At 70.0% G+C, this 25,686-nt stretch carries 19 protein-coding genes; 11 read left to right on the top strand and 8 right to left on the bottom strand.

All coding sequences use genetic code 11. The features are described 5' to 3' along the window. Positions 1 to 59: 59 nt before the first annotated feature. Positions 60 to 3,455, top strand: a complete 3,396-nt coding sequence (locus tag ASE12_RS05685; RefSeq protein WP_056398061.1) for an error-prone DNA polymerase — start codon at positions 60 to 62, stop codon at positions 3,453 to 3,455. Between the two features lie 3 nt (positions 3,456 to 3,458). Here ASE12_RS05685 and ASE12_RS05680 read toward each other — a convergent pair whose 3' ends face one another. Beyond that, positions 3,459 to 4,970 (bottom strand): ATP-dependent DNA ligase, encoded by a 1,512-nt coding sequence (locus ASE12_RS05680; RefSeq protein WP_056398058.1) that lies wholly within the window; start codon positions 4,968 to 4,970, stop codon positions 3,459 to 3,461. 137 nt (positions 4,971 to 5,107) lie between these two features. Here ASE12_RS05680 and ASE12_RS05675 point away from each other — a divergent pair, with 137 nt between their 5' ends. From ASE12_RS05675 to ASE12_RS05655, 5 genes are read left to right on the top strand one after another with little or no spacing between them, the layout of a single operon-like run. Further along, entirely contained in the window at positions 5,108 to 5,794 is a 687-nt protein-coding gene (locus ASE12_RS05675) for an NUDIX domain-containing protein (protein WP_056404560.1), read from the top strand. Next, positions 5,791 to 7,050 (top strand): quinolinate synthase NadA, encoded by a 1,260-nt coding sequence (nadA, locus tag ASE12_RS05670; protein ID WP_056398055.1) that lies wholly within the window; start codon positions 5,791 to 5,793, stop codon positions 7,048 to 7,050. Before ASE12_RS05675 ends, nadA begins: the two co-directional genes overlap by 4 nt. A gap of 9 nt (positions 7,051 to 7,059) precedes the next feature. Further along, positions 7,060 to 8,598, top strand: a complete 1,539-nt coding sequence (gene nadB, locus ASE12_RS05665; RefSeq protein ID WP_056398053.1) for an L-aspartate oxidase — start codon at positions 7,060 to 7,062, stop codon at positions 8,596 to 8,598. Further along, positions 8,591 to 9,442, top strand: coding sequence for a carboxylating nicotinate-nucleotide diphosphorylase (gene nadC / locus ASE12_RS05660; RefSeq protein WP_056398050.1), 852 nt, complete (start codon positions 8,591 to 8,593; stop codon positions 9,440 to 9,442). Before nadB ends, nadC begins: the two co-directional genes overlap by 8 nt. 1 nt (position 9,443) lies before the next feature. Continuing rightward, on the top strand, positions 9,444 to 10,568 hold the full coding sequence (locus tag ASE12_RS05655) for a cysteine desulfurase family protein (protein ID WP_056398047.1): 1,125 nt from the start codon (positions 9,444 to 9,446) through the stop codon (positions 10,566 to 10,568). Here ASE12_RS05655 and ASE12_RS05650 read toward each other — a convergent pair. From ASE12_RS05650 to ASE12_RS05635, 4 genes are all read right to left on the bottom strand, one after another. Then, the gene (locus ASE12_RS05650; protein WP_056398043.1) at positions 10,565 to 11,002 is read right to left on the bottom strand and encodes a hypothetical protein; all 438 of its coding nucleotides are present in this window, start codon (positions 11,000 to 11,002) and stop codon (positions 10,565 to 10,567) included. The two genes, ASE12_RS05655 and ASE12_RS05650, sit on opposite strands and share 4 nt — an antisense overlap. Positions 11,003 to 11,077: 75 nt before the next feature. Next, positions 11,078 to 12,913, bottom strand: a complete 1,836-nt coding sequence (locus ASE12_RS05645) for an ABC transporter ATP-binding protein (RefSeq protein WP_056398040.1) — start codon at positions 12,911 to 12,913, stop codon at positions 11,078 to 11,080. Then, positions 12,910 to 14,694 (bottom strand): ABC transporter ATP-binding protein, encoded by a 1,785-nt coding sequence (locus ASE12_RS05640; RefSeq protein ID WP_056398038.1) that lies wholly within the window; start codon positions 14,692 to 14,694, stop codon positions 12,910 to 12,912. The genes ASE12_RS05645 and ASE12_RS05640 overlap by 4 nt, the downstream gene beginning before the upstream one ends. A 145-nt stretch (positions 14,695 to 14,839) precedes the next feature. After that, positions 14,840 to 15,376, bottom strand: coding sequence for a MarR family winged helix-turn-helix transcriptional regulator (locus ASE12_RS05635; RefSeq protein ID WP_056398036.1), 537 nt, complete (start codon positions 15,374 to 15,376; stop codon positions 14,840 to 14,842). Positions 15,377 to 15,450: 74 nt separating this feature from the next. Between ASE12_RS05635 and ASE12_RS05630 the strand changes: the two genes are divergently transcribed. Continuing rightward, positions 15,451 to 16,689: an MFS transporter gene (locus tag ASE12_RS05630; protein ID WP_056398033.1), complete on the top strand. Its 1,239-nt coding sequence runs from the start codon at positions 15,451 to 15,453 to the stop codon at positions 16,687 to 16,689. 2 nt (positions 16,690 to 16,691) lie between these two features. Here ASE12_RS05630 and ASE12_RS05625 read toward each other — a convergent pair whose 3' ends face one another. Both ASE12_RS05625 and ASE12_RS05620 read right to left on the bottom strand, forming a co-directional pair. Then, positions 16,692 to 18,011: an aspartate aminotransferase family protein gene (locus tag ASE12_RS05625; RefSeq protein WP_056398031.1), complete on the bottom strand. Its 1,320-nt coding sequence runs from the start codon at positions 18,009 to 18,011 to the stop codon at positions 16,692 to 16,694. A 103-nt stretch (positions 18,012 to 18,114) separates the two neighbouring features. Beyond that, positions 18,115 to 19,623 (bottom strand): CoA-acylating methylmalonate-semialdehyde dehydrogenase, encoded by a 1,509-nt coding sequence (locus ASE12_RS05620; RefSeq protein WP_056398027.1) that lies wholly within the window; start codon positions 19,621 to 19,623, stop codon positions 18,115 to 18,117. 95 nt (positions 19,624 to 19,718) lie between these two features. On the opposite strand from ASE12_RS05620, the gene ASE12_RS05615 reads away from it, so the two are divergent. After that, on the top strand, positions 19,719 to 21,377 hold the full coding sequence (locus ASE12_RS05615) for a PucR family transcriptional regulator (RefSeq protein ID WP_056398022.1): 1,659 nt from the start codon (positions 19,719 to 19,721) through the stop codon (positions 21,375 to 21,377). Here the strand turns inward: ASE12_RS05615 and ASE12_RS05610 are convergent. Further along, a complete protein-coding gene (locus ASE12_RS05610) occupies positions 21,367 to 22,224 on the bottom strand; it encodes an NAD(P)H-binding protein (protein WP_056398017.1) in 858 nt (285 codons plus the stop codon). The genes ASE12_RS05615 and ASE12_RS05610 overlap by 11 nt on opposite strands. 62 nt (positions 22,225 to 22,286) lie before the next feature. Between ASE12_RS05610 and ASE12_RS05605 the strand changes: the two genes are divergently transcribed. The 3 genes from ASE12_RS05605 (at position 22,287) to hydA (ending at position 25,678) form a co-directional block, all read left to right on the top strand. After that, positions 22,287 to 23,249, top strand: a complete 963-nt coding sequence (locus ASE12_RS05605) for a YafY family protein (protein WP_056398014.1) — start codon at positions 22,287 to 22,289, stop codon at positions 23,247 to 23,249. A gap of 149 nt (positions 23,250 to 23,398) precedes the next feature. Beyond that, positions 23,399 to 24,247, top strand: a complete 849-nt coding sequence (locus tag ASE12_RS05600) for a nitrilase-related carbon-nitrogen hydrolase (RefSeq protein ID WP_082582100.1) — start codon at positions 23,399 to 23,401, stop codon at positions 24,245 to 24,247. A gap of 9 nt (positions 24,248 to 24,256) precedes the next feature. Continuing rightward, entirely contained in the window at positions 24,257 to 25,678 is a 1,422-nt protein-coding gene (gene hydA / locus ASE12_RS05595; RefSeq protein ID WP_056398011.1) for a dihydropyrimidinase, read from the top strand. Positions 25,679 to 25,686 lie beyond the last annotated feature (8 nt).

Below are 25,686 nucleotides of genomic sequence, written 5' to 3'. Positions count from 1 at the left end.
CGTGCCTGCGTCGGGCGCGTTCCTCCCCGCGTTGCGCAACATGGTCACGAGGTGAGCTGATGGGGTGGAACAACCCGGATGTCTCGTGGCGTGAGCTCGAACGCCGGCTGTCGGGGCGGCCCGAGCCGGACGGCGGTGACGCGCCGGGCTGGTCGCGCAAACGGGCCAAGACCCAGCCCAAGGTGCTGTCGCGTCCCCCAGGCCCGGTCGTGCCCTACGCCGAGCTGCACGCCCACAGCAACTTCAGCTTCCTCGACGGCGCCAGCGGCCCCGACCAGCTCGTCGAGGAGGCGATCATCCTCGGGTTGCACGGGCTGGCGCTGACCGATCACGACGGGTTCTACGGTGCCCCGCGGTTCGCCGAGGAGGCCGCGAAGTACGAGGATCTCGGCCTCAAGACGATCTTCGGCGCCGAGCTGTCGCTGGGACTCAGCAAGCCGCAGAACGGCACCGCCGATCCCGAGGGCAGCCACCTGCTGGTGCTCGCACGCGGTGTCGAGGGCTATCACCGGCTCGCCGCCGCCATGACCGACGCGCACTTCCGCGGCGACGAGAAGGGCCGGCCCGTCTACGACCTCGAGGAGCTCGCCGCGAGGGGCCGCGACCACTGGCTGATCCTCACCGGCTGCCGCAAGGGCCACGTTCGCCAGGGTCTCGCGGCCGGCGGGCTCGACGAGGCGGCGACCGCGCTCGACCGGCTCACCGCACTGTTCGGCCTCGACAACGTCGTCGTCGAGCTGATCGACCACGGCTTCCCGGCCGACAGCACGGCCAACGACGCCCTCGCCGAGCTCGCCGCGATGCACGGGCTGCCGACGGTCGCGACCAACAACGTGCACTTCGCGCGCCCCGGCAGCCGCCAGCTCGCCGCCGCGATGGCGGCGGTCCGTGCGCGTCGCAGCCTCACCGACATGGACGGCTGGCTGCCGGCCACCGGCGCGGCGCACCTGCGGTCCGGCGCCGAGATGATGGCTCTTTTTGCGAGGTTCCCGGGCTCCGTCCAACGTAGCGTCGAGATCGCAAGTGAGTTGGCGTTCGACCTGCGCGCCGCGACGCCGAGGCTGCCCCATCGCGGCATCCCCGAGGGGCACACCGCGATGAGTTATCTGCGCGAGCTCGCGGAGCAGGGCATCCGTGACCGCTACGCCCACAACCCCGACGAGGCGCGCGAACGCATCGACCGCGAGCTCCAGGTCATCGAGGAGAAGGACTTCCCGGGCTACTTCCTGATCGTCCGCGACATCGTCATGGAGGCCCGGCGGCGCAAGATCCTGTGCCAGGGCCGGGGCTCGTCGGCCAACTCCGCGCTCTGCTACGCCTTGGGCATCACGGCGGTCGACTCGATCTTCTACAACCTGCCGTTCGAGCGATTCCTCGCCACGACCCGCGAGGAGGAGCCTGACATCGACGTCGACTTCGACTCCGACCGGCGCGAGGAGATCATCCAGTGGGTCTACGAGACCTATGGCCGGCACAACGCCGCACAGGTCGCCAACGTCATCACCTATCGGCCACGCTCGGCCGTACGCGATGCGGCCAAGGCGCTGGGCTACTCCCCGGGCCAGCAGGACGCGTGGTCCAAGCAGATCGATGCGTGGAGCGCGATCTCCGCCGAGGACACGACCGACGTGCCCCCACAGGTCGTGTCGCTGGCGCAGCAGCTGCTCGGCGGCCCGAGACACCTCGGCATCCACTCGGGCGGCATGATCCTCACCGAGCGACCGATCGGCGAGGTCTGCCCGATCGAGCGCGGCCGCATGGACGACCGCACGGTGCTGCAGTGGGACAAGGACGCGTGCGAGTGGATGGGGCTGGTCAAGTTCGACCTGCTGGGCCTCGGCATGCTCGGCGCGCTCGACCACACGATGCGGATCGTCGCGGAGCACCTGGGCGAGGAGTGGGACCTCGCCACGATGCCCAAGGAGGAGGCCGCGGTCTACGACATGCTGTGCCGGGCCGACTCGATCGGGGTGTTCCAGGTCGAGAGCCGGGCCCAGATCGGCACGCTGCCCCGGTTGCAGCCCCGGTCCTACTACGACCTCGCGATCGAGATCGCCCTGATCCGGCCCGGCCCGATCCAGGGCGGCGCGGTGCACCCCTACATCCGCCGAGCGACCGGACGTGAGCCGGTCACGTACGCCCACCCGGCGCTCAAGGAGGTGCTCCAACGCACGCTCGGCGTCCCGCTGTTCCAGGAGCAGCTGATGCAGATGGCGATCAAGCTCGGCGGCTGCACCGGCGACGAGGCCGATCTGCTGCGCCGCGCGATGGGCTCCAAGCGGGGCATCGAGCGCATCGAGTCGTTGCGGCTCAAGCTCTACGAGGGCATGGCCGCCCACGGCATCACGGGGGAGGAGGCCGACACGATCTATCTCAAGATCCAGTCGTTCGCCAACTTCGGCTTCGCCGAGAGCCACGCCCTGAGCTTCGCGCTGCTGGTCTACGCCAGCTCGTGGCTCAAGCTGCACTATCCCGCGGCGTTCCTCGCCGCCCTGCTGCGCAACCAGCCGATGGGCTTCTACTCGCCGCAGTCCCTCGTGACCGATGCCCGCCACCACGGCGTCACGATCCTGCGGCCCGACATCATGCACTCGCAGGCGCAGGCCGACCTCGAGGTTCTGGACTCCGCCGAGGCGACCGGGCTCGACAGCTGCCTCGACCGCGAGCAGCCGCCGGTCAAGCGGTTCGTCCGCGGCACGCCCGACCCGACCCCGGCGCACCGTCGCGACGGCAACTTCGCCGTACGCCTGGGGCTCGACGAGGTGCAGGGCGTCGGCCTCGAGGTCGCCCGGCGCATCGTGGCCGAGCGCGAGCGGCAGCCGTTCAAGGACATGGCCGACGTCTCGCGGCGGGCCGGGCTGACCGTCGCGCAGATGGAGTCGCTGGCCACCGCCGGGGCGTTCGACGGGTTCGGCCTGTCGCGGCGGCAGGCGCTGTGGAACGCCGGCTACGTCGAGAACCCCGACCAGCTCGAGGGCACCTCGGTCCAGCTGCCGCCACCGATGCTGCCGGGCATGACCGAGGTCGAGGAGACCATGGCCGACCTGTGGGCGACCCGCATCTCGCCCGAGAAGCACCCCGTGGAGTTCCTCCGTCCGCTGCTGGAGTCCGAGGGCATCTTCCCCGTCGCCGGGCTGGCCGAGGCCGAGTCGGGTCGGCGGGTCAAGGTGGCCGGGCTGATCACCCACCGGCAACGCCCGGCGACCGCCGAAGGAGTCACGTTCCTCAACATCGAGGACGAGACCGGGATGCTCAACGTCGTGTGCTCGCAGGCGCTCTGGCAGCGCCACCGCCGGGTGGCCCGCAACTCCGCGGGCATGATCATCCGCGGCAAGCTCGAACGCTTCGACGGCGTCACCAACCTCGTCGCCGACAAGCTCGAGCGCATCGAGACGGTCTATCCCGAGGCAGCCGCCGCGATCCCGGCCAAGCACCAGGGCCGCAACTTCCGCTGAGTGTCAGCCCGTGAGGAACCCGCGCACGGTCTCGATGGTGTCGGCCCCCGCGGGCGACTTGTCGTCGCGGTAGCGGATCACGCGGGCGAAGCGCAGGGCGACGCCGCCGGGGTAGCGGGTCGACCGCTGGACGCCGTCGAACGCGATCTCGACGACCTGCTCGGGCCGGACCGTGACGACGTAGCCGTCGTCGGAGACCTCCAGGTCACGGAACCGCTCGGTCTGCCACGCGAGGATCTCGTCGGTCATGCCCTTGAACGTCTTGCCGAGCATCACGTACGTGTCACCGTCACGGGCGCCGAGGTGGATGTTGGACAACCAGCCGCTGCGCCGGCCGGACCCGCGCTCGACCGCGAGCACGACGAGGTCGAGCGTGTGGACGGGCTTGACCTTGACCCAGTTGGCGCCGCGCCGGCCCGCGGCGTATGGCGCCGTCAGGCTCTTGACGACGACGCCCTCGTGGCCGGACGCCAGCACCTCGGCGGCGAACGCCTCGGCCTCAGCCGGGTCGGCGGTGATCAGGCGGCGGACGCGATGGGCCTCGGGGACCACCGACTCGAGCGCGGCGAGGCGCTCGGAGGTCGGCGCGTCGACGAGGTCGCGGCCGTCGAGGTGGAGCACGTCGAAGAAGGCAGGAGTGAGCACGACCTTGCCCGCTGCCGTCGTGCGGGACGCGGTCTCCTGGAACGGGCGCGGTCGGCCGTCCGGTCCGAGCGCGAGGACCTCGCCGTCGAGCACGATGTCATGGCAGGGGAGCGCACGGGCCAGAGCGACGAGGTCAGGATGCCGATCGGTCACGTCGTCGAGCGAGCGTGTCACGACGAGGACGTCGTCCCCGCGGCGGTGCACCTGGACCCGGATGCCGTCGAGCTTGGTGTCGATCGCCACCTCGCCGCCACCGGCCTTGGCCATCGCCGCCTCGACCGTGGGGGCGGTGGACGCCAGCATCGGGAGCACAGGACGGCCGACCTCGAGCGTGAAGCGCGCGAGTGCGTCCTCGCCCTCGGTCAAGGCTGCGACCGCGACGTCGACCGTGGAGCCGGCCATCATCGCGGCACGACGGACGGCCGCGACGGGGATGCCGGCGGCGATGGCGAGCCCTTCCTGCACCAGCGAGTCGAGCGCGCCCTGGCGGACCTCACCGGTGACGATGCCGCGGAGCCACCGCTGCTCGTCGGGCGTGGCCCGGGCGAACAGGCTGCGGGTCGCGTCGGCGCGAGAGACCTGCGAGCCGGCGCCCGCCAGTGCAGCGATGCGCTCGAACTCGGCGTCGACCTCCGAGACCTCGAGAGTGGCGGTGCCGGCCGGCGCGGGCAGGTCCTGCAACGACCGCCAGCCCAGGCCCGTCCGGCGTTGGCGCAGGACGCCCGCGAGATAGGACGTGACGACCGGGATGACGTCGGAGCCGTCATCGGCGGCCCGACCCAGCAGGTCGGCGATCGCGGCGGCCTTGGCGGATCGCGATCGCGTGGCGGCGACCGCCATGGACGTGGCGACGACGTCGGCAAGCAGCATGTCCCCATCATCGACGCCACCACCGACACCGCAAGACGTACTTAGGGTTGACATGACTTTAAGGTGCGCACTACAGTGACCTTAGAGTCAACTCAACCTTAAGTACGACTGAGAGCGGAAGGACCCAGCGCGTGACGATGCAGTCAGCGATCGACCAGCGGGTCTCGCTCGCGGTCTCGACCGTGATCTTCGCGCTACGTCCGCACCCCGAGAGCGGCCTCATGACGCTGTGGCTGCCGCTCGTGCGCCGCATTCGTGAGCCTTACGAAGGACAGTGGGCCCTGCCCGGCGGCCCCCTCGAGGCCGACGAGGACCTCGCGGCCAGCGCCCGCCACACCCTCGAACGTACGACCGGGCTCACCCCCAACTACCTCGAGCAGCTCTACGCCTTCGGCAGCCTCGACCGGTCGCCCGACGACCGCGTCGTGTCGATCGTCTACTGGGCGCTCGTGCAGCCCGACGAGGTCGCTCGCGCGGTCGACGGCGAGAACGTCGAGTGGTTCGTCGCCGACGAGCTGCCTCCGCTGGCGTTCGACCACACCGAGATCGTCGACTACGCCCTGGCCCGGCTGCGCGCCAAGATCACCTACACCCCGATCGCGCACGCGTTCCTGCCGCGGGAGTTCACCCTCGCGGAGCTGCGAGCCGTGCACGAAGCCGTCCTGCGTACGCATCTCGACCCGGCCAACTTCCGCCGCCAGGCACTGGCCAGCAAGACCCTCGTCCCCACGGGCAGCTGCCTGCAGGGCACGAGCCACCGGCCACCGGCCCTGTTCCGCTTCGAGGCAGGACCTCCGTCAAACGCCCCTGAGGAGCGCAGATGACCACCTCCATCAACGACCTGATCGTCGCGGCACCGGACACCAGCTGTGACGTCGAGCTCGCCAAGGGCCCGTGGGAGTTCGACACGTTCCCCGGCTACGGACCGGGCGCGTCCGAGAACGACGTGATCCCCGACCCCGTCGTACGCCCGGGGCAGCTGCCGGCCGAGTACCAACGCATGACCGACGACGAGCTGCACGCGCGCATCCGCGCGGCCAAGGACAAGCTGGGCAGCCGGCTCGTGATCCTCGGCCACTTCTACCAGCGCGACGAGGTCATCCAGTACGCCGACTTCGTCGGTGACTCGTTCCAGCTCGCCAACGCGGCGCTGACCAAGCCGGACGCCGACACGATCGTGTTCTGCGGCGTGCACTTCATGGCCGAGACCGCCGACATCCTGGCCCGCCCCGAGCAGCACGTCATCCTGCCCAACCTCGCCGCCGGCTGCTCGATGGCCGACATGGCCGACGAGGACTCGGTCGAGGCGTGCTGGGAGGAGCTCATGTCCGTCTACGGTGAGGAGTCCGACGGCGACGGCAAGCAGCCGGTCATCCCGGTGACCTACATGAACTCCTCGGCAGCGCTCAAGGCGTTCTGCGGCCGCCACGGTGGCATCGTGTGCACGTCGTCCAACGCCGCGACGGTGCTCGAGTGGGCCTTCGAGCGCGGTCAGCGCGTGCTGTTCTTCCCCGACCAGCACCTCGGCCGCAACACCGCCAAGGCGATGGGCATCCCGCTCGAGCAGATGCCGATGTGGAGCCCGCGCAAGGAGCTCGGCGGCAACACCGTCGAGAAGCTGCACGACGCCAAGGTCATCCTCTGGCACGGGTTCTGCTCGGTGCACAAGCGCTTCACGGTCGCCCAGATCGACAAGGCGCGCGCCGAGTTCCCCGGCGTCAAGGTCATCGTCCACCCCGAGAGCCCCATGCCGGTGGTCGACGCCGCAGACGCCGCCGGGTCCACCGACGCGATCCGCAAGTACGTCATCGCGTCCGAGCCCGGCGACGTCATCGCGATCGGCACCGAGGTCAACATGGTCAACCGGCTCGCCGCCGAGTTCCCGGACCGCACGATCTTCTGCCTCGACCCGGTCGTGTGCCCGTGCTCGACGATGTACCGCATCCACCCCGGCTACCTCGCCTGGACGCTCGACGGACTCGCCGACGGCGAGCTCCGCAACGAGATCGTCGTCCCCGACGACATCGCCACCGACGCCAAGGTCGCGCTCGAGCGCATGCTCGCGGCGCTCCCGAAGTAAGGATCCGCCATGCGCAACAGCATCATCGTCGTCGGCAGCGGGGTGGCCGGCATGACCGCCGCCCTCGAGGCCGTGGACGCGTACGACGTCACGCTCTTCACCAAGGCCGACCTCGCGCAGAGCAACACCCGCTACGCCCAGGGCGGCGTCGCGGTGGTGATCGACGCGATGACCGATCCCGGCGCGCCGCACCTCGGCGACAGCGTGGAGTCCCACGTCGGCGACACCCTGGTCGCCGGTGCGGGCCTGAGCGACGAGGACACCGTGCGCATCCTCTGCGCCCAAGGTCCCGCTGCGATCGACGAGCTCATCGCCCGCGGTGTCCGGTTCGACCGGCACGACGGCCAGCTGTCGCACGGTCTCGAGGCCGCCCATTCCTACGCGCGCATCCTGCACGCCGGGGGAGACGCGACCGGAGCCGGCATCGCGTACGCCTTGATCGACCGCATCCGCGAGAGCGCCGTGACGGTGCGCGAGCGTACGACCGTGGTCGACGTCATCGTGGACAGCGGCAAGGCCGTCGGCGTACGGCTGCTCGACGGCGAGGAGGTGCGGGCCGACTCGGTGATCCTGGCAACGGGTGGCGCGGGGCAGCTGTTCCGCTACACGACCAACCCCGAGGTCGCGACCGCTGACGGACTCGGCATGGCGTTGCGCGCCGGCGCCGTTGCCGCGGACCTGGAGTTCTACCAGTTCCACCCGACGTCGCTCGACGCACCGGGCAACTTCCTGGTCTCCGAAGCCGTACGCGGTGAGGGTGCAACCCTGATCGACGCCGACGGCAAGCGGTTCATGCTGGACGTGCATCCCGATGCCGAGCTGGCACCACGTGACGTCGTCGCCCGCGGCATCGCCGCCCAGATGGCCAAGCAGCCCGGCATCCCCGTACGCCTCGATGCGACGGCGCTGGGTGCGGAGTTCCTCGCCAAGCGGTTCCCCAACATCGACGCAGCGTGCCGCGCGCAGGGCTTCGACTGGGGCGAGGTGCCGATCCCCGTGACGCCGGCCGCGCACTACTACATGGGCGGCATCCGCACCGACGAGTGGGGCCGCACCTCGATCCCCGGGCTCTACGCCGCAGGCGAGGCCGCCTGCAACGGGCTGCACGGAGCCAACCGGCTCGCGTCCAACTCGTTGCTCGAGGGCGCCGTCTACGGCACCCGGGTCATCGAGGGCATCAACGACCCGGCGCCGCTCGTGGACTTCGACGCCGACTGGCCGGCAGCGATCGCGGTCGACCTCGCCGACGATCCCGACGGCGACGACGTCAACCGCAGCGACCTGCAGCAGCTCATGTGGGACGCCGCCGGCCTCTCGCGCGACGGCGAGGATCTCGAGCGCGCGCTCGCGACGCTGGGCGAGTGGCGAGCGCCGGTCCCCACCGACGCGAAGTCCGCCGAGGACGCCAACCTGCTCGTCGTGGCCCGCGCGATCGTGGCCAGCGCCCTGGCGCGTCGTGAGTCCCGCGGGGCTCACTACCGGACCGACTTCCCCGAGACCGATCCCGCCCAGGCCACCCACTCGTCGATCGCGCCGCAGCATGCTTGAGCGGCGGCAGATCCAGCGTGTGGTCGACCTGGCGCTCGACGAGGACGCGCCGTTCGGCGACCTGACGTCACAGACGCTCGTGCCCGAGACCGCGGTGGCGCGCGCCGACCTGGTCGCCCGCGAGCCGGGCGTCTTCGCCGGTGCCGAGGTGTTCGAGATCGCGATGACGACGCTCGACCCCTCGGTCAAGGTCACCCTCGAGGCGTCCGACGGCGACCGGTTCGACACCGGCGCCGTGCTCGCGCACGTCGAAGGTCCGGCGCGCGCGGTGCTCCAGGCCGAGCGGGTCGCACTCAACTTCGTGCAGCGCATGACCGGCATCGCGACCCTCACTGCGACGTACGTCGAGGCGGTCGCCGGCACCGGCGCTCGCGTCGTCGACACCCGCAAGACGACTCCGGGCCTGCGCGCCCTCGAGCGTCACGCCGTACGCTGCGGCGGCGGCCACAACCACCGCTACTCGCTGTCGGACGCCGTGATGGCCAAGGACAACCACCTTGCGGTGATCCCCGACCTCACCGCAGCGCTGCGCCAGGCCAAGGCCGACCTGCCCCACACGACGCACATCGAGGTCGAGGTCGACCGGCTCGAGCAGCTCGAGCAGCTCGAGGCGGTGCTCGACTCGGGCGCCGCGGGCACGATCATGCTCGACAACTTCAGCCTCGACGACCTGCGCACGGGTGTCGCCACGATCGCCGGCCGGGCGCTGGTCGAGGCCAGTGGCGGCATCACGCTCGACACGATCGCCGCTGTCGCGCGTACGGGCGTCGACGTCATCTCCGTCGGCGCACTGACCCACAGCGTGCGGGCGCTCGACCTCGGGCTCGACATCACGGTGTCCTGACGTGATCTACCTCGACGAGGCGGCCACCACCCCGCTCAAGCGGGAGGTGCTCGAGGCCATGTGGCCCTACTTCGGGCCCGACTTCGGCAACCCGTCGAGCCATCACGAGGTCGGCGAGTCGGCCAGCCGGGCGCTCGAGCAGGCGCGGGCCGACGTCGCGCAGGCGCTCGGCGCGCGTACGTCCGAGATCACCTTCACGTCCGGCGGCACCGAGTCCGACAACGCCGCGATCAAGGGCATCGCGGTGGCTGCCCCGCGCGGCAAGCACGTCATCGTGTCCTCGATCGAGCACCCGGCGGTGCTGGAGTCCGCGGAGTTCCTCGGCCGTCTCGGCTACGAGGTCACGATCCTCGACGTCGATCACGACGGCATGGTGCAGCCGGCCGCGCTGGCCGAGGCGCTCCGCGACGACACGACGCTCGTCAGCATCCAGTACGCCAACAACGAGGTCGGCACGATCCAGCAGGTCGAGACGCTCTCGAGGCTCGCCGCTGCCAAGGGCGTGCCATTCCACACCGACGCCGTGCAGGCCGCCGGCTGGCTCGACCTCGACGTCGACCGCCTGGGCGTGCAGGCGATGAGCGTCTCCGGGCACAAGCTCGGCGCGCCCAAGGGCATCGGCATCCTGTACGTCCGCCGGGGCACGCGGTGGGAGCCGCTGATCCACGGCGGCGGGCAGGAGTCCGGGCGCCGGTCCGGCACCGAGAACGTCGCCGCAGCCGTCGGCATGGCCGCGGCGTTCACGCTCACCGGCGGATCCACCGACGACACCGTCGCGCGCCGGGACGCCTTCATCGACCGCGTCCTGGCCGACGTGCCCGGTGCCGAGCTCACGGGACACCGCAACCACCGGCTGCCTGGGAGCGCGTCGTTCGTCTTCCCCGGCACGAACGGCGAGACGATCCTGCTCGAGCTGGAGGCCCGTGGCATCGTCTGCTCGAGCGGCTCGGCCTGCGCCGCGGGCAGCGACGAGCCCTCGCACGTGCTCACGGCGATGGGCTACGACGGCCCGGTCGCCCAGACCGCGGTGCGGTTCACCTTCGGGCGTACGACGACCGCAGAGGACCTCGACACCGCAGCGACCGAGCTCGCACGAGCCGTCGCTGCGGTGTCGTCCCTCGGTTAGACAGCGAGTCCGCCGTAGACGTACGACCCGGGCTGCACTGGGTTCGGGATGAGCGTGATGGAGTCGCCGACGCGGGGGATCTGCAGCTTGGAGACCAAGGTCTGGTCGAGCTGGAGGGCCTGACCGCCCTCAAGCGTCACGCTGAGGTTGACGACCGGATCGTTGTTGATCATCGTGCCGGTGTCGGCGAGCGCCGTGACGGTCGCCTTGACCCCGGGGATGCCGGCTGCGGCGGCCGCGGCGTTGGCGGCCACGGCGGCCTGCGCATCACGCCCGGCCTGGAGGCCCTGGCTCATCTGGTCCGTGAACTCCTTGCCCATGAACCCTTTGGTGACCTTGCCCATGACGCCCTTGCCGCCGACAAGATCCTCGGCCTTCTTCATGGCGTCCTCGGTGCGTTCTTCCTGGCTCTTCTTGTTTCCGAATAGTCCCATGCACCGATAGTGCCATTGGTGAGAGCCTGACGTGGCAGGTTTTCGTATAGACGTATTCGGGATTTCGCCCGGCATTCAGGCGAGCGAGGCGACCCAGGCGTCGTGCAGGTCCGAGTAGCGTCCTTCGCCGCTGGCGATGAGGTCGGCAGGTGACCCGTCCTCGACGATCTCGCCGTGCTCGAGCACGATGACCCGGTCGGCGATCTCGACCGTCGACAACCGATGGGCGATGATGATTGCCGTCCGGTCGGCCAGGATCGTCCGCAGCGCGCGTTGCACGAGTCGTTCGCTGGGCACGTCCAGCGACGAGGTCGCCTCGTCGAGGATCAGCACCGCCGGGTCGGCCAGGAACGCCCGGGCGAACGCGACGAGCTGCCGCTGCCCGGCGGACAGCCGGCCGCCGCGGGACTCGATCTCGGTGTCGTAGCCGCGTGGCATCTGCTCGATGAACGACGAGGCGCCGATCGCCTCGGCGGCCGCCCGGACCTCGGCGTCGTCCGCATCGGGTCGGCCGAAGCGGATGTTGTCGGCGACGGTGCCGGCGAACAGGAAGTTCTCCTGCGTGACCATCACGATGTGACGCCGGAGGGTCTCGTCGTCGAGCTCGCGCAGGTCGACCCCGTCGATCAGGACGCGACCTCGGGTGGGGTCGTAGAAGCGCGACACCAGCTTGGCGATCGTCGTCTTGCCCGCGCCGGTCGTGCCGACGACCGCCAGCGTCTGGCCCGCAGGGACCTCGAGGTCGAGGTCCGACAGCACGGGGCGCCCTTCGACGTACTGGAACGACACCGCCTCTAGTGCCAACGCGCCTCCGGCAGAGGGCATCGTGGCCGGCGACTCGGGATCGCGGATCTCGGGTTGCTCCTCGAGGACGCCGGAGAGCTTCTCGAGCGCTGCGCTCGCGGACTGGAAGGTGTTGTAGAACTGGCTGATGTCCTGCATCGGCTCGAAGAACTGCCGCAGGTAGATCAGGAACGCCGCGAGCACGCCGACCGTGACATCGCCGTGGTACGCCCGGTAGGCGCCGACCACGAGGACCAACGAGATCGTGATGTTGCCGATGAGCTTGATGGCCGGCATGAAGAGCCCGACGAGCCGGAACGCGTCCTCGTTGGCCTCGCGGTTGTCGTCGTTGACCTCGGCGAAGATCTCCTCGTTGCGCGCCTCACGGCGGAACGCCTGCACGGCCTGGATGCCGGTCATCGACTCGACGAAGTGCACGATGAGCGCGGCGATCGTGACGCGCGTACGCCGGTAGATGATCGCCGAGCGGCGGCGGAACCACGTCGTCGCCCACCACAGGAACGGGAACGAGACCAGCGCGACCAGGCCCAGCTCGACATCGAGGAACAGCAGCATCGCGGCCGTGCCGAACAGGGTCAGCGCGGCGGTGATGAGCCCGTCGAAGCCGTTGTCGAGCATCTCCTGGATGGCGTCGACGTCGGACGTCGAGCGCGAGATCACGCGGCCCGACGTGTAGCGGTCGTGGAACGCCGGCGTCAGCGTCTGGAAGTGCGTGAACACCCGGCGCCGCAGCTCCAGCAGCGTCGCCTGGCCGATGCGCCCGGACAGGACGAGGAACACCAGGCGGGTCGACGCCTGGATCGCGACGGCGGCGAGGACGATCGCGATGATCGTCATCAGCCGTCCGCTGCCGTCCCCGCGCTGGATCGGCGGGATGCCGGTGTCGATGCCCTCCTTGACCAGGAACGGGATCGAGAGGCGAGCGGCGTTCTCGATCAGCACGATGACCAGGACGACCGCGAGCGCCTTCTTGTGCGGTCGCAGCAGCGACCCGAGCAAGCGGCGCGACCGCTCCCGCAGGATCAGCGACGTCGTGCCGGTGACCTCGTCGAGCCGCTCGGCCGCGACGCCCCGCCAGTCGGCGGACTCCGGAGACGTGGTCGTCATGACACCTCCGTCAGGTCGTCGGAGTCGGCTGCCAGCAACGCCCGGTAGGCCGGCACGGTGGCCATGAGCTCCGAGTGCGTGCCGATGTCGGTGATCGTCCCGCCCTGCAGCAGCGCCACCCGGTCGGCGAGCTGCACGGTCGAGGCTCGGTGAGCCACGACGATCGACGTGGTGCTCGCCATGACCGTGCGGAGCGAGGCCTCGACCAGCGCCTCGGTGTGCACGTCGAGCGACGAGAGCGTGTCGTCGAGGATCAGCACGGCGGGCCGGGCCACGACCGCCCGGGCGAGCGCGAGGCGCTGGCGCTGGCCGCCCGACAGCGACATGCCCTGCTCGCCGATCCGGGTGTCGAGGCCCCACGGGAGGTCGTGGACGAACGTCGCCTGGGCGATCTCGAGTCCGGCCTCGATCTCGGCGTCGGTGGCTCCGGGACGGCCGAGCGCGATGTTCTCGCGCGCGCTCATGCTGAAGAGGGTCGGCTCCTCGAACGCCGTGGCCACCGCGGATCGCAGCGACTCGAGCGTGAGATCACGGATGTCGACGCCGTCGACGAGCACCCGCCCTGCCGTGACGTCGCGCAGCCGGGGCACCAGCGACAGCAGCGTCGTCTTGCCCGAACCGGTGGCGCCGACGACCGCGACGGTCTCGCCCGGCGCGATCTCGAGATCGATGTCGTGCAGCACGGGACGGTCGCCGTCGGGGAACGTGAACCCGACACCCTCGAACCGCACGTGGCCCCGCGGCTCGTCGATCACCTGGTCACCGCCGACGATCGTCGGCCGGGTGTCGAAGATCTCGAGCACCCGATCGGCCGCGGTCATCGACTCCTGCGCCATCGCGAGGATCACGCCGAGGGACTCGACGGGCCACACCAGGCTGAGCATCAGCGTCACGAACGCCACCAGCGTGCCGAGGCTGAGGGCGTCGTTGCCGACGGCGAGCGCACCGAGCAGCAGGACCGTCACCAGCGCCACGTTGGGGAGCACCTCGAGGAACGTCCAGAACCGCGCCGACAGGCGTACCTGATCCATCTCGGACTCGTAGAGGCGCGTCGCGCGCTCGTCGTACTTGTCGTACGCCAGGCGGCTCCGGCCGAAGCTCTTGATCGCGCGGATGCCGAGCGCGGACTCCTCGACCTGGGTCGCGAGGTCGCCGCGCTGGTCCTGGACCCGTCGCGAGATCTTGACGTAGCGGCGCTCGAACGTCATCGACGTCACGATGATCGGCACGGCCGCCACGATGGCCACGATCGCCAGCGGCCAGTAGAGGTGCAGGAGCAGCGCGACCGTGAGGGCGAGCTGGATGACGTTCGTGATCAGGAAGATCATGCCGAAGCCGGAGAAGCGCCGGATCGTCGACAGGTCGCTCGTCACGCGTGAGAGGAGCTGGCCGGACTGCCACTTCGCGTGGAACTCCATGGGCAGCTCGTCGAGGTGCTGGTAGAGGTCGCCGCGCAGCGCGGTCTCCATGCCGAGCACAGCAGGAGCCTGGACCCACCGGCGTACGAGGATCAGCGCCGCCTCGGCGATGCCGAGCACGAGCGCGAGGGCGCCGAGGCGGACGATGCCGCCGGAGTCGTGGTCGGCGATCGGTCCGTCGACGATCGCGCGGGTCACCAGCGGGATCGCGAGTCCGACGACCACGGCCAGCAGCGCCGCAGCGAGCATCACGACCAGGCGCCAGAGGTGCGGGCGCAGGTATCCGCGCAGGCGCCACAGCGAGGTGCTGCTGCGGGGGATCGATCCTGGGTCGCGAGGCTGGGTGACTGAGGCGGGTGGCATACCGGTGGTGAGGCTCCTGGACGTGTGTGGAGGTCGTTGCGATCGGGAACCATCCACACTACGCCTTGGAGACAGGGCGATCCCAATCGCTCGTTGTCGTCAGACTAGGACCTCAACCGCGGTTGAGATCAAGTCGGCGAGGTGGTCAGTCCTTGGGCTTGCCGATCGACGGATCGGGATCCCGGGCCTCGACGTGGAGCGTCATCTTCCGCAGCAGCCGGTTGATCGTGGCACGCTCCTTGGCGCTGAGAACGGCCACCATCTCCTGCTCCTGGGAACCGCGCAGCGCCATGGCGCGCCGCCAGATGTCCGCGCCGGCCTTGGTGATCTCGACGACCACCCGGCGCCGGTCGTCAGGCGCGACGGTCCTCTGCACCCAGCCGGCCTGCTCCAGCTTGTCGAGCCGGCCCGTCATGCCTGCGCCCGAGATGCCCAGCTCGTCGGCGAGGTCCGTGGGGGAGGCGGTGCCGGGGGTGTCCCGGATCATCAGCGAGTGCAGCGTGTCGTACTCGAAGTCCTGCAGCCCGGTCTCGGTCACGGCTCGCTGCTTCGTGCCCTTGAGGTAGCGCTGCAGGCGGCCGATGCGGACGACCACGCCCTCGACGTCGTCGTCGAACGGGACGTCGACCCAGTGATCGCGCCATCGGGCGACGTGCCGGTCGGTCCAGTCGGTCTCGGCCATGACCGCATGCTATCGCGGGTGGAACCAAAGTACTTTGTTGACGAATAGTTTGCTGGCGAAGTATCTTGAGTCGCATGAACGCTCGAGGCGCCCTCCGCAGCGGTCCGCTGGCGCACCCGGACTATCGCTACCTGGTCTCCGGCGCCACGATCAGCGCGCTCGGCAATGCGATCACGCCGGTCGCCCTCGCGTTCGCCGTGCTCGACCTCGGCGGATCCGCGACGGACCTCGGGCTCGTGGTCTCGGCGTTCGCGGCTGCGGAGGTGCTGACGGTGCTCGCCGGTGGAGTGCTGGGCGACCGGCTGCCGCGCCAGCTGATGCTGCAAGGCTCCGCGGCGGCCGCGGCGGTGTTCCAGGCGCTCATCGCGGTCGCGCTCATCGGCGGCTGGGCCACGATCCCGCTGCTGGCCGTCGGCGGTGTCCTCAACGGCTGCCTGGGCGCGCTGAGTGGCCCGTCGTCCTCGGCGCTCACGCGGCAGACCGTGCCCGCCGAGGAGCTGCCCAAGGCGGTGGCCGTACGCCGTCTGGCGCAGAACGGTGCGATGGTGATCGGGTTCTCCGGTGCCGGTTCACTCGTGGCCGCGTTCGGCTCGGGGTGGGCCATCGCGGTCGACGCGGGGACGTTCGCGGTCGCCGCGGTGTGCTTCGGACTGATCCGCGTGCCGCGACTGGTGGCGCCGGAGAAGGCGCCGTCCCTGCTGGGCGACCTGCGGGCCGGCGCCGCAGAGGTGTTCCGCCACACCTGGCTGTGGCTGCTGATCGGCCAGGCGTTGCTCTACCACCTGTTCTATGGGGGAGTGCAGGGCGTGCTCGGCCCGATCGTGGTCGGCGACTCGCTGGGCCGCTCGGCCTGGGGTTGGGCGCTCGGCGCCTTGATGCTGGGCTTCATCATCGGTGGCGTGGTGACGCTGCGGTGGCGGCCGCGACGCGGGCTGTTCGTCGGCACGGCGCTGCTCGCTCTTACTGCGGCGTTCCCGTTGGCGATGGCGCTGTCCGACCACCTCCCGCTGCTCCTGCTCGGCGCGTTCCTGCACGGCTTCGGGCTGGAGATCTTCAGCGTCAACTGGGACCTGTCGATCCAGCAGAACATCCCGGAGAACAAGCTCGCCCGCGTCTACTCGTTCGACATCGTCGGCTCGTACGTCGCCAGGCCCCTCGGGCTGGTCGTCACCGGTCCGATCGCGTCGGCTGTCGGCTTCGACACCTGGCTCCTGGTCGTCGCCGCCGTCATGGGTGGCTCGGCCCTGCTGTCGCTGGCGTCCCCCGCCGTACGCCGGCTCGAGCGTCGCACCGAGGTCTCGGTCGGGGTCTGACCTCAGGCGACGACGGCGTCGCCGATCGCCAGCGCCTCGTCGATGATGGCCAGGCCCCGGCGTGCGTCGTCATCGCTGATGACGCACGGCGGCACGACGTGGATGCGGTTGAAGTTGGCGAACGGCAGCATGCCGGCCTTCTTGCACGCCGCGATGATGTCGTTCATCGCCGGGCTGCTGCCGCCGTAGGGCGCGAGCGGCTCGCGGCTCTCGGGATCGGCGACGAGCTCGATGGCCCAGAAAGCACCGAGGCCGCGCACCTCGCCGACGCAGGCGTGCCGGTCGGCGATCTCGGCGAGGCCGGGTCCGAAGACCTCGGTGCCCAGGCGCGCAGCGTTCTCGACGATGCCCTCCTCGGCCATGGTGGTGATCGTGGCGACCGCCGCAGCGGCGGCGAGCGGGTGGCCCGAGTAGGTGAGGCCGCCGGGATAGGCGCGATGCGCGAACGTCTCGACGATCGCGTCGCTGATGATGACCCCGCCGAGCGGCACGTAGCCGGAGTTGACGCCCTTGGCGAACGTGATGAGGTCCGGCACGACATCGAAGTGGTCGATCGCGAACCAGGCGCCCGTACGGCCGAAGCCGCTCATGACCTCGTCGGCGATCAGCATGATGCCGTGCTCGTCGCACAGTGCGCGCACGCCGGCGAGGTAGCCCGGGGGCGGCACCATGATGCCGGCCGTGCCGGGGATCGTCTCGAGGATGATCGCCGCGATCGTCGTCGGGCCCTCGTTGCGGATCACGTGGTCGAGGTGCTGCAGCGCGCGCTCGCACTCCTCGGCCTCGGTCGTCGCGTGGAACTCGGAGCGGTAGAGGAACGGCCCGAAGAAGTGCACTGTGCCGGCCGACGCCGAGTCGCTCGCCCAGCGCCTCGGGTCGCCCGTCACGTTGATCGCCGTCTGGGTGCCACCGTGGTACGACCGGTAGGTCGACAGGACCTTGGGCCGCCCGGTGTGCAGGCGGGCCATGCGGATCGCGTGCTCGTTGGCGTCGGCGCCACCGTTGGTGAAGAAGACGCGCTCCATGCCGTCGGGCGCACGCTCGGTGATCAGCCGGGCTGCCTCCGAGCGAGCGGCGTTGGCGAACGGCGGGCCGATCGTGCAGAGCGTGGCGGCCTGCTCCTGGATCGCCGCGACGACCTTGGGGTGCTGGTGCCCGATGTTGGTGAACACGAGCTGGCTCGAGAAGTCGAGGTAGCGCGTGCCGTCCTCGTCCCACACCTCGCTGCCGGACGCGCCGGCGATGACCATGGGGGAGAGCTCGGCCTGCGCGGACCAGGAGTGGAACACGTGGGCGCGGTCGAGGTCGTACGTGCGGCTCATCGGTCACCTTTCGTTGTCGGATTGCGAGGTTTCGTCATCGGGCGGCTTCGCCGCGATCGCTCAACCTTGACGTGGCGCTCGGCTGCGGGCGGCCTCGACCCCGTCAATCATGCGTGGGGAAGGCGAGCTCGAGGCCTCCGGTCGGCGAGACCGCCGGGTCGGCCCAGCGGCTGGTGATCACCTTGCCACGCGTGAAGAAGTGGATGCCCTCGACGCCGTGCGCGTGCGTGTCGCCGAACAGCGAGTTCTTCCAGCCGCCGAACGAGTAGTAGGCCATCGGCACGGGGATCGGCACGTTGACGCCGATCATGCCGACCTCGACGTCGACCTCGAACTTGCGGGCGGCGCCGCCGTTGTTGGTGAAGATCGCGACGCCGTTGCCGTACGGGTTGGCGTTGATCAGCTCGACGGCCTCGTCGTACGTCTCGGCGCGGACGACGCTGAGCACCGGGCCGAAGATCTCCTCGGTGTAGATGCTCATGTCGGGCGTGACGTGGTCGAACAGCGTCGGCCCGAGCCAGAAGCCGTTGTCCTCGCCGTCGACGGGCGACTCGCGGCCGTCGATCACGAGCTTGGCGCCAGCAGCGTCGCCGGCCTCGACGAACGAGGCGACGCGATCGCGGTGAGCCAGCGTGACGAGCGGTCCCATGTCGGTGCCGCGCGTGCCGTCGCCGATGCGCAAGGTCTTGGTACGCGACGCGATCCGGTCGACGAGGTCGTCGGCGATCGGTCCGACGGCGACGACGACGCTGATGGCCATGCAACGCTCACCGGCGGAGCCGTAGCCGGCGTTGACCGCGGCGTCGGCCGCGAGGTCGAGGTCGGCGTCGGGCAGCACCAGCATGTGGTTCTTGGCGCCGCCGAGGGCCTGCACGCGCTTGCCGGCCTGGCTCGCGCGCTCGAAGACGTACCGGGCGATCGGCGTGGAGCCGACGAAGCTGATCGACTTGACGTCGGGGGAGTCCAGGAGTGCGTCGACGGCGACCTTGTCGCCCTGGAGCACGTTGAACACGCCGTCGGGGAGCCCGGCCTCCTTCCAGAGCTCGGCGGTCCACAGCACGGCCGATGGGTCCTTCTCGCTGGGCTTCACGACGACGGTGTTGCCGGCGCCGATCGCGATCGGGTAGAACCACATCGGCACCATGGCCGGGAAGTTGAACGGGCTGATGATCCCGACGACGCCGAGCGGCTGGCGCTTGGAGTGCAGGTCGACGCCGGTCGAGACGCCCTCGGAGTGCGAGCCCTTGAGCAGGTGCGGCATGCCGCAGGCGAACTCGACGACCTCGAGCCCGCGCGACACCTCGCCCAGCGCGTCCGAGAGCACCTTGCCGTGCTCGGACGTGATGATCGCGGCGAGCTCTTCCTTGCGCTCGTTGAGCAGCTCGCGGAAGCGGAACAGCACCTTGGTGCGGGTCGTCAGTGATGCCGAGGCCCAGCCCGGGGCGGCGGCCTTGGCGGCGGCGATGACGCGCGCGGCGTCCGCCTCGTCGGCGAAGGCGACCTGCGCGGTGACCTCACCGGTGGCCGGGTTCGTCACGTCGCCGAAGCGTCCGGAGCTGCCGATGTGGATGCTGTTGTCGAGCCAGTGCCCGATGACGTTCTTTTCGCTCATGCTGCCGATCCTCCGCCTCGGCGCCGCCAGGGGCAATGGACGACATGTCGCCAGATCGCTCGTTCGCCTTACACAGTGTCAACTAGACTCCGCAGATGATCCCCACGATCCGCTCGATCCTGGCCGGTCCGGCCGTGCAGGCGGGCGAGCCCGAGGTGCTGGCCGGTGCCGCCCGGCTCGACCGGCCCGTCAGGTGGGTGCACGTCAGCGAGGTGCGCGAGGTGGCCGACCTGCTCGAGGGCGACGAGCTGCTGCTGTCGACCGGTCTGGCGATGCGGGGCTCGGCCGACGAGGCGGTGGACTACGTCTCGGCGCTCGTCGAGGCCGGGGCCGCGGGCCTGATCGTCGAGCTCGGCGAGCACCTGCCGGCCGTACCTCCCGCGGTGCTCGACCTGGCCCGCGCCCGGGACTTCCCGCTCGTGGTGCTGCACCGGCAGGCGCGGTTCGTGCTGATCACCGAGGAGGTCCATCGGGGCATCGTCGCGGACCGGTTCGACTTCGTACGCTTCGCGCAGGACGTGCACGAGACGTTCACCGCGTTGAGCCTCGAGGGTGCCGGCATCGACGAGCTCGTACGCGCCGGGGCGGAGATGGCCGGCTCGTCGATGGTGCTCGAGGACCTCAACCGGCGGGTCGTCGCATTCCACGCGATCGGGCGCCCGGCCGAAGGGCTGCTCGCGGACTGGGAGCGCCGATCGCGGCTGTGTCCCAGGCGCGAGGGCACGGGTCTCGCCGGGCTGGAGGGATGGCTCACGACGGGCGTCGGCACCCACGGGCACGAGTGGGGCCGCCTGGTCGTGCCCAACCCGACGGCCGACCAGCAACGCCTCGGCATGCTCGTCGAGCGCGTGGCCCAGGCCGTCGAGCTGTCCCGCATGATCGAGCGCGACCAGCAGTCGGTGCAGCTGCAGGCGCAGGGCGGCTTTCTGACCGAGCTCCTCGAGGGACGGCTGGCCGACGCCTCGACCGCGCTGACCCGCGCCCGGGCCCTCGGTCTCGCGCCCGGCACGGCGTACGTGGGTGCCGCCGTCCAGATCGACGTGCCGGCGGGCGAGGCAGCGACCCGGCACCGCGCGCAGCGCCGACTCGGCGAACGCGTCTCCAGGGCGTTGGTCGCGTCACGGCAGTCCGCCATCGCCGGTGTCCTCGGTGACGACCAGATCGTGCTGCTGCTGGCGGTGCCGGCCCGTACGTCCGAGGATGCGGTGCTGACCGCGTTCGCCGACGCCATGCGCGCCGGCCCGGCACTCGACCCGGTCACGATCGGCGCCGGCGCCGCGGAGCCGGACCTGCTCTCGACGAGCCGCTCGCTGAGGACCGCCCAGCACGTCGCGCGCGTCGCCCACGAGGCGCTCGCCGCCGGGCCGGCGTACTTCCGGCAGGCCGACATCCGCCTGCACGGCCTGATCGCGCAGCTGCACGACGACCCGCGGGTCCAGGCGTTCGTCGAGGCCGAGCTCGATCCGCTGCTGGCGTACGAGGCTAGGCACGGTGGGGGACTGCTCGACCTGCTGCGCCAGTTCCTCGCTGCCGGCGGCAACAAGTCACGCCTCGCCCGGACCGCCCACCGCAGCCGGCCGGCTCTCTACGCCAAGCTCGCCCAGATCGAGAACGTGCTCGGCGTACGCCTCGACGATCCCTCGTCACAGCTGTCCCTGGGGGTCGCGATGATGGCCCACGACCACGCCCGCTCAGCCCCGGTGCGTCGCCGATCTGACCAGCGACGCACCGGGCCCGGTCAGCTCACCCGCTGAAGTCGGCGGCGTGGTCCCGCGCCCAGTCGGCGAGCGTACGCGCCGGGCGGCCGGTGAGCGCCTCTGGCGAGCGTACGACGTCGGGCTGGTCTACGGTGTCCGACCAGTAGTCCAGCAGCATCGTGACGATGCCGTCGGCGACGCCGTACTGAGCCATCTCCGCACGGAACTCCTCAGGAGTGTTTTCGGTGAATGTGAGCTCCCGCCCGATCGCGGTACCGATCGCGGCGAGCTGATCGACGCGGGTCAGCGCCTGCGGCCCGGTCATCGCGTAGATCTTGCCATCGTGCCCCGCGGTGGTGAGCACGACCGCGGCAGCCGCGGCGACGTCGGCCTCGTGGATCGGCGCCTGCGCCGACGTCGGGTACGGCCCTGTGACACCGCCGGTGTAGCGGATCGGCTGGGCCCAGGTCAGGAGGTTGTTGGCGAACGTGCCCGGGCGAAGGATCGTCCAGGCCACACCGCTCTCGCGGACCACCTCCTCGATCGCGGAGTGGTGCAGCTGGCTGACTGAGCCGCGGTCGCGTTCGTGCTCGAGCGCGGCAGCGAGTGACGACAGCAGCACGAGACGAGGCACGCCTGCCGCGGCCGCTGCTGCGACGAAGGACGGGGCGCCGTCTGCCGCGAAGACGAACGCCGCATCGAGGTCCTTGAAGAGCTCGCCGGGCAGCTCGCCGGCGAAGTCTCCGCCGATGACGTCGACTGCTTCAGGCAGATTGGCCGCCTCTGGATTGCGGCTCAGCGCGCGAACGCGATGGCCTGCCGACAGCAGCTCTGAGACGAGGTGGCGTCCGACCTGGCCGGTGGCGCCGGTGACGAGGATGGTTTTCGGTGTGGTGAGGTTCATGACCCCAGGATTTCAAGGATTGCGGCAAGATCCTTGCCGCAGTGCGCGAGAATCTTCAAACCATGACGAATCCATCTGCCCGGCTCCTGCAGCTGCTCAACCTGCTCCAGTCGCGTACGCGCTGGCCCGGACCCGAGCTGGCGGCGCGCATGGGGGTGAGCGTGCGAACGCTGCGCTATGACATCGCCAAGCTGCGTGATCTCGGCTACGAGGTGCAGTCCGAGTCCGGGGTGGTCGGTGGCTACGCCCTTCAGGCCGGCAGCACCCTGCCGCCGTTCCTGTTGGAGGACGACGAGGCGGTCGCCATGGCGATCGGGCTCCGGCTCGCGGCTGGGGGCACCGCCGGAGTGGGTGAAGCCGCGGTGACAGCGCTCGTGAAGCTCGAGCAGGTGCTGCCGTGGCGGCTTCGCGGCCGCATGAGCACCCTGCGGAACTTCACCGAGACGACGAGCCGGGGTGGGCCGGTGACCGCGCCGGAAGACGTGGTGTTCCTGGCGGGCGCGTGCCGGGACCGACGACGGGTCAGGTTCGACTATGCGGACCGCAAGGGCAACACGACGCAGCGGGACGTCGAGCCCTACCGGTTGGTGCAGTCCGGTGGCCGGTGGTACCTGCAGGCACTCGATCCCGAGCGGGCCGACTGGCGTCACTTCCGGCTTGACCGGATGACCATCAAGCAACCGGCAGGCGCGCGATTCCAGCCGCGAGTCGCGCCGCCCTCCGAAGCACTGCTTGAGAGCATCGACGCGATGTACCGGCGGCACTGGGCCGACGCCATGGTCGCCGCGCCGGCGGATGTCGTCAGCGCTCGGCTGCCGGCGGTCGTGCCGGTGGAGGCCGTGGACGACAAACGGTGTCGCGTGCGAGCCACCGGCGACACGGCCGACACCGTGGCGACGAACCTCTTGCTCATCGGCCAGGACTTCGTCGTGGAGGACGCGAGCCCGGATGTCGTCGACGCCCTCAACGTCCTCGCAGACCGGATCGCGTCCGCCGTCAGGAGCCCCCGAAACGACGCTGACTGAGCCCCGGATCGCGTTCATACGAACGTTACACAAATGTGCTCCGATGAAACGTCCGTACCAAAGAATCTCTGGACGGGCCGCCTCCACGTGCTTAGAGTGAGCGCCTTACGACGGTCTGTGATCTGGACCACAAGCGAGAGGGAAGCCAAGTGACGGTCATCAGAGCCGCGATCACGCAGACGACGTGGACGGGCGACAAGGAGTCGATGCTCGACAAGCACGAGCAGTTCGCGCGCGACGCCAAGGCCGACGGGGCGCAGGTCATCTGCTTCCAGGAGCTGTTCTACGGGCCCTACTTCGGCATCACCGAGGACAAGAAGTACTACCGCTACGCCGAGCCGGCCGACGGCCCCATCGTGCAGCGCTTCGCGGCGCTCGCCAAGGAGCTGTCGATGGTCATGATCCTGCCGATCTACGAGGAGGACATCACCGGCGTCTACTACAACACCTCGGTGATCGTCGAGGCCGACGGCACGATCCTCGGCAAGTACCGCAAGCACCACCTCCCGCACCTCGACCGGTTCTGGGAGAAGTTCTACTTCCGTCCCGGCAACCTGGGCTACCCGGTCTTCGACACGTCGGTCGGCAAGATCGGCATGTACATCTGCTACGACCGGCACTTCCCGGAGGGCTGGCGCGAGCTGGGCCTCAACGGCGCTCACATCGTCTTCAACCCCAACGCCACCAAGCCGGGCCTGAGCAACCGCCTGTGGGAGGTCGAGGGGCCGTGCGCAGCGGTCGCCAACGGCTACTTCGTGCTCCAGCCCAACCGGGTCGGCCGGGAGGACAACGAGTACGGCGAGCTCGCCGTCGACTTCTACGGCACGAGCCAGGTCATCGACCCGCGCGGCAACTTCGTCGGCGAGCGGGGCTCGGGCACCGACGAGGAGATCCTCGTCCGCGACCTCGAGATGGACATGGTGCAGGAGATGCGCGACGACTGGCAGTTCTATCGCGACCGCCGTCCCGACTCCTACACCTTGATCGCCAAGCCGTAAGGAGGCCTCATGGCAACCACACTCATCACCGGCGGCACGGTCGTCACCGCGACGGGCCGCTCCGCGGCGGACGTCCTCGTCGACGGCGAGGTCATCGTCGGCGTGCTGGCGCCCGGGTCCACCCTGCTGGGCAGCGACCTGGCACGCACGGTCGACACCGTGATCGACGCGACCGGCAAGTACGTCATCCCCGGCGGCATCGACGCGCACACGCACATGGAGCTCCCGTTCGGTGGCACCGCGGCGTCCGACACGTTCGAGACCGGCACCCGCGCCGCCGCGTGGGGTGGCACGACGATGATCATCGACTTCGCCGTGCAGACGTACGGGCAGCAGGTCATGGACGGCCTCGCGACGTGGCACGACAAGGCACGCGGCAACTGCGCGATCGACTACGGCTTCCACCAGATCATCGGCGACGTCAACGCCGACTCGCTCAAGGCGATGGACGGCCTGGTCGACGAGGGCATCACGAGCTTCAAGCTGTTCATGGCCTATCCAGGGGTGTTCTACTCCGACGACGCGCAGATCCTCCGGGCCATGCAGACGTCGGCCGAGACCGGCCTCATGACGATGATGCATGCCGAGAACGGGCCCGCGATCGACGTGCTCGTCGAGCAGCTCCTGGCCCAGGGCAAGACCGATCCGTACTACCACGGCATCGCCCGCGCGTGGCAGATGGAGGAGGAGGCGACGCACCGCGCGATCATGCTCGCCAACCTCACCGGAGCGCCGCTGTACGTCGTGCACGTCAGCGCCAAGCAGGCCGTCGAGCAGCTCGCCGCGGCCCGTGACAACGGGCAGAACGTGTTCGGCGAGACATGTCCCCAGTACCTCTACCTGTCGCTCGAGGAGCAGCTCGGCGCGCCGGGCTTCGAGGGCGCCAAGTGGGTGTGCTCGACGCCGCTGCGGTCCCGCGCGGAGGGCCACCAGGACCACATGTGGCAGAGCCTGCGGACCAACGACATCCAGATGGTCTCGACCGACCACTGCCCGTTCTGCATGAAGGACCAGAAGGAGCTCGGCCTGGGCGACTTCTCCAAGATCCCCAACGGCATCGGGTCCGTCGAGCACCGCATGGACCTCATGTACCAAGGCGTCGTCAGCGGCCAGATCACGCTCGAGCGGTGGGTCGAGATCACCTCGACGACGCCGGCCCGGATGTTCGGCCTCTACGGCAAGAAGGGCGTCATCGCGCCCGGTGCCGACGCCGACATCGTGATCTACGACCCCAACGGTCACACGTCGATCGGCTACGAGAAGACGCACCACATGAACATGGACCACTCCGCGTGGGAGGGCTTCGAGATCGACGGGCACGTCGACACCGTCATGTCGCGCGGCACGGTCGTCGTGGACGACAACGCGTACGTCGGCACCAAGGGCCATGGCCAGTTCGTCAAGCGCGACCTGTCCCAGTACCTCATCTAGCAGAAGGC

The sequence above is a fragment of the Aeromicrobium sp. Root236 genome (genome assembly GCF_001428805.1).
Lineage (GTDB): Bacteria > Actinomycetota > Actinomycetes > Propionibacteriales > Nocardioidaceae > Aeromicrobium.
Note: the sequence above shows the minus strand (reverse complement) of the source record. Positions and strands in the feature narration are given on the sequence as shown.

Coding starts and splice junctions, on each gene's coding strand:
- ASE12_RS05685 (WP_056398061.1), top strand. CDS start 60: ATGGGGTGGAACAACCCGGATGTCTCGTGGCGTGAGCTCGAACGCCGG.
- ASE12_RS05680 (WP_056398058.1), bottom strand. CDS start 4,970: ATGCTGCTTGCCGACGTCGTCGCCACGTCCATGGCGGTCGCCGCCACG.
- ASE12_RS05675 (WP_056404560.1), top strand. CDS start 5,108: ATGCAGTCAGCGATCGACCAGCGGGTCTCGCTCGCGGTCTCGACCGTG.
- nadA (WP_056398055.1), top strand. CDS start 5,791: ATGACCACCTCCATCAACGACCTGATCGTCGCGGCACCGGACACCAGC.
- nadB (WP_056398053.1), top strand. CDS start 7,060: ATGCGCAACAGCATCATCGTCGTCGGCAGCGGGGTGGCCGGCATGACC.
- nadC (WP_056398050.1), top strand. CDS start 8,591: ATGCTTGAGCGGCGGCAGATCCAGCGTGTGGTCGACCTGGCGCTCGAC.
- ASE12_RS05650 (WP_056398043.1), bottom strand. CDS start 11,002: ATGGGACTATTCGGAAACAAGAAGAGCCAGGAAGAACGCACCGAGGAC.
- ASE12_RS05645 (WP_056398040.1), bottom strand. CDS start 12,913: ATGACGACCACGTCTCCGGAGTCCGCCGACTGGCGGGGCGTCGCGGCC.
- ASE12_RS05640 (WP_056398038.1), bottom strand. CDS start 14,694: ATGCCACCCGCCTCAGTCACCCAGCCTCGCGACCCAGGATCGATCCCC.
- ASE12_RS05635 (WP_056398036.1), bottom strand. CDS start 15,376: ATGGCCGAGACCGACTGGACCGACCGGCACGTCGCCCGATGGCGCGAT.
- ASE12_RS05630 (WP_056398033.1), top strand. CDS start 15,451: ATGAACGCTCGAGGCGCCCTCCGCAGCGGTCCGCTGGCGCACCCGGAC.
- ASE12_RS05625 (WP_056398031.1), bottom strand. CDS start 18,011: ATGAGCCGCACGTACGACCTCGACCGCGCCCACGTGTTCCACTCCTGG.
- ASE12_RS05620 (WP_056398027.1), bottom strand. CDS start 19,623: ATGAGCGAAAAGAACGTCATCGGGCACTGGCTCGACAACAGCATCCAC.
- ASE12_RS05615 (WP_056398022.1), top strand. CDS start 19,719: ATGATCCCCACGATCCGCTCGATCCTGGCCGGTCCGGCCGTGCAGGCG.
- ASE12_RS05610 (WP_056398017.1), bottom strand. CDS start 22,224: ATGAACCTCACCACACCGAAAACCATCCTCGTCACCGGCGCCACCGGC.
- ASE12_RS05605 (WP_056398014.1), top strand. CDS start 22,287: ATGACGAATCCATCTGCCCGGCTCCTGCAGCTGCTCAACCTGCTCCAG.
- hydA (WP_056398011.1), top strand. CDS start 24,257: ATGGCAACCACACTCATCACCGGCGGCACGGTCGTCACCGCGACGGGC.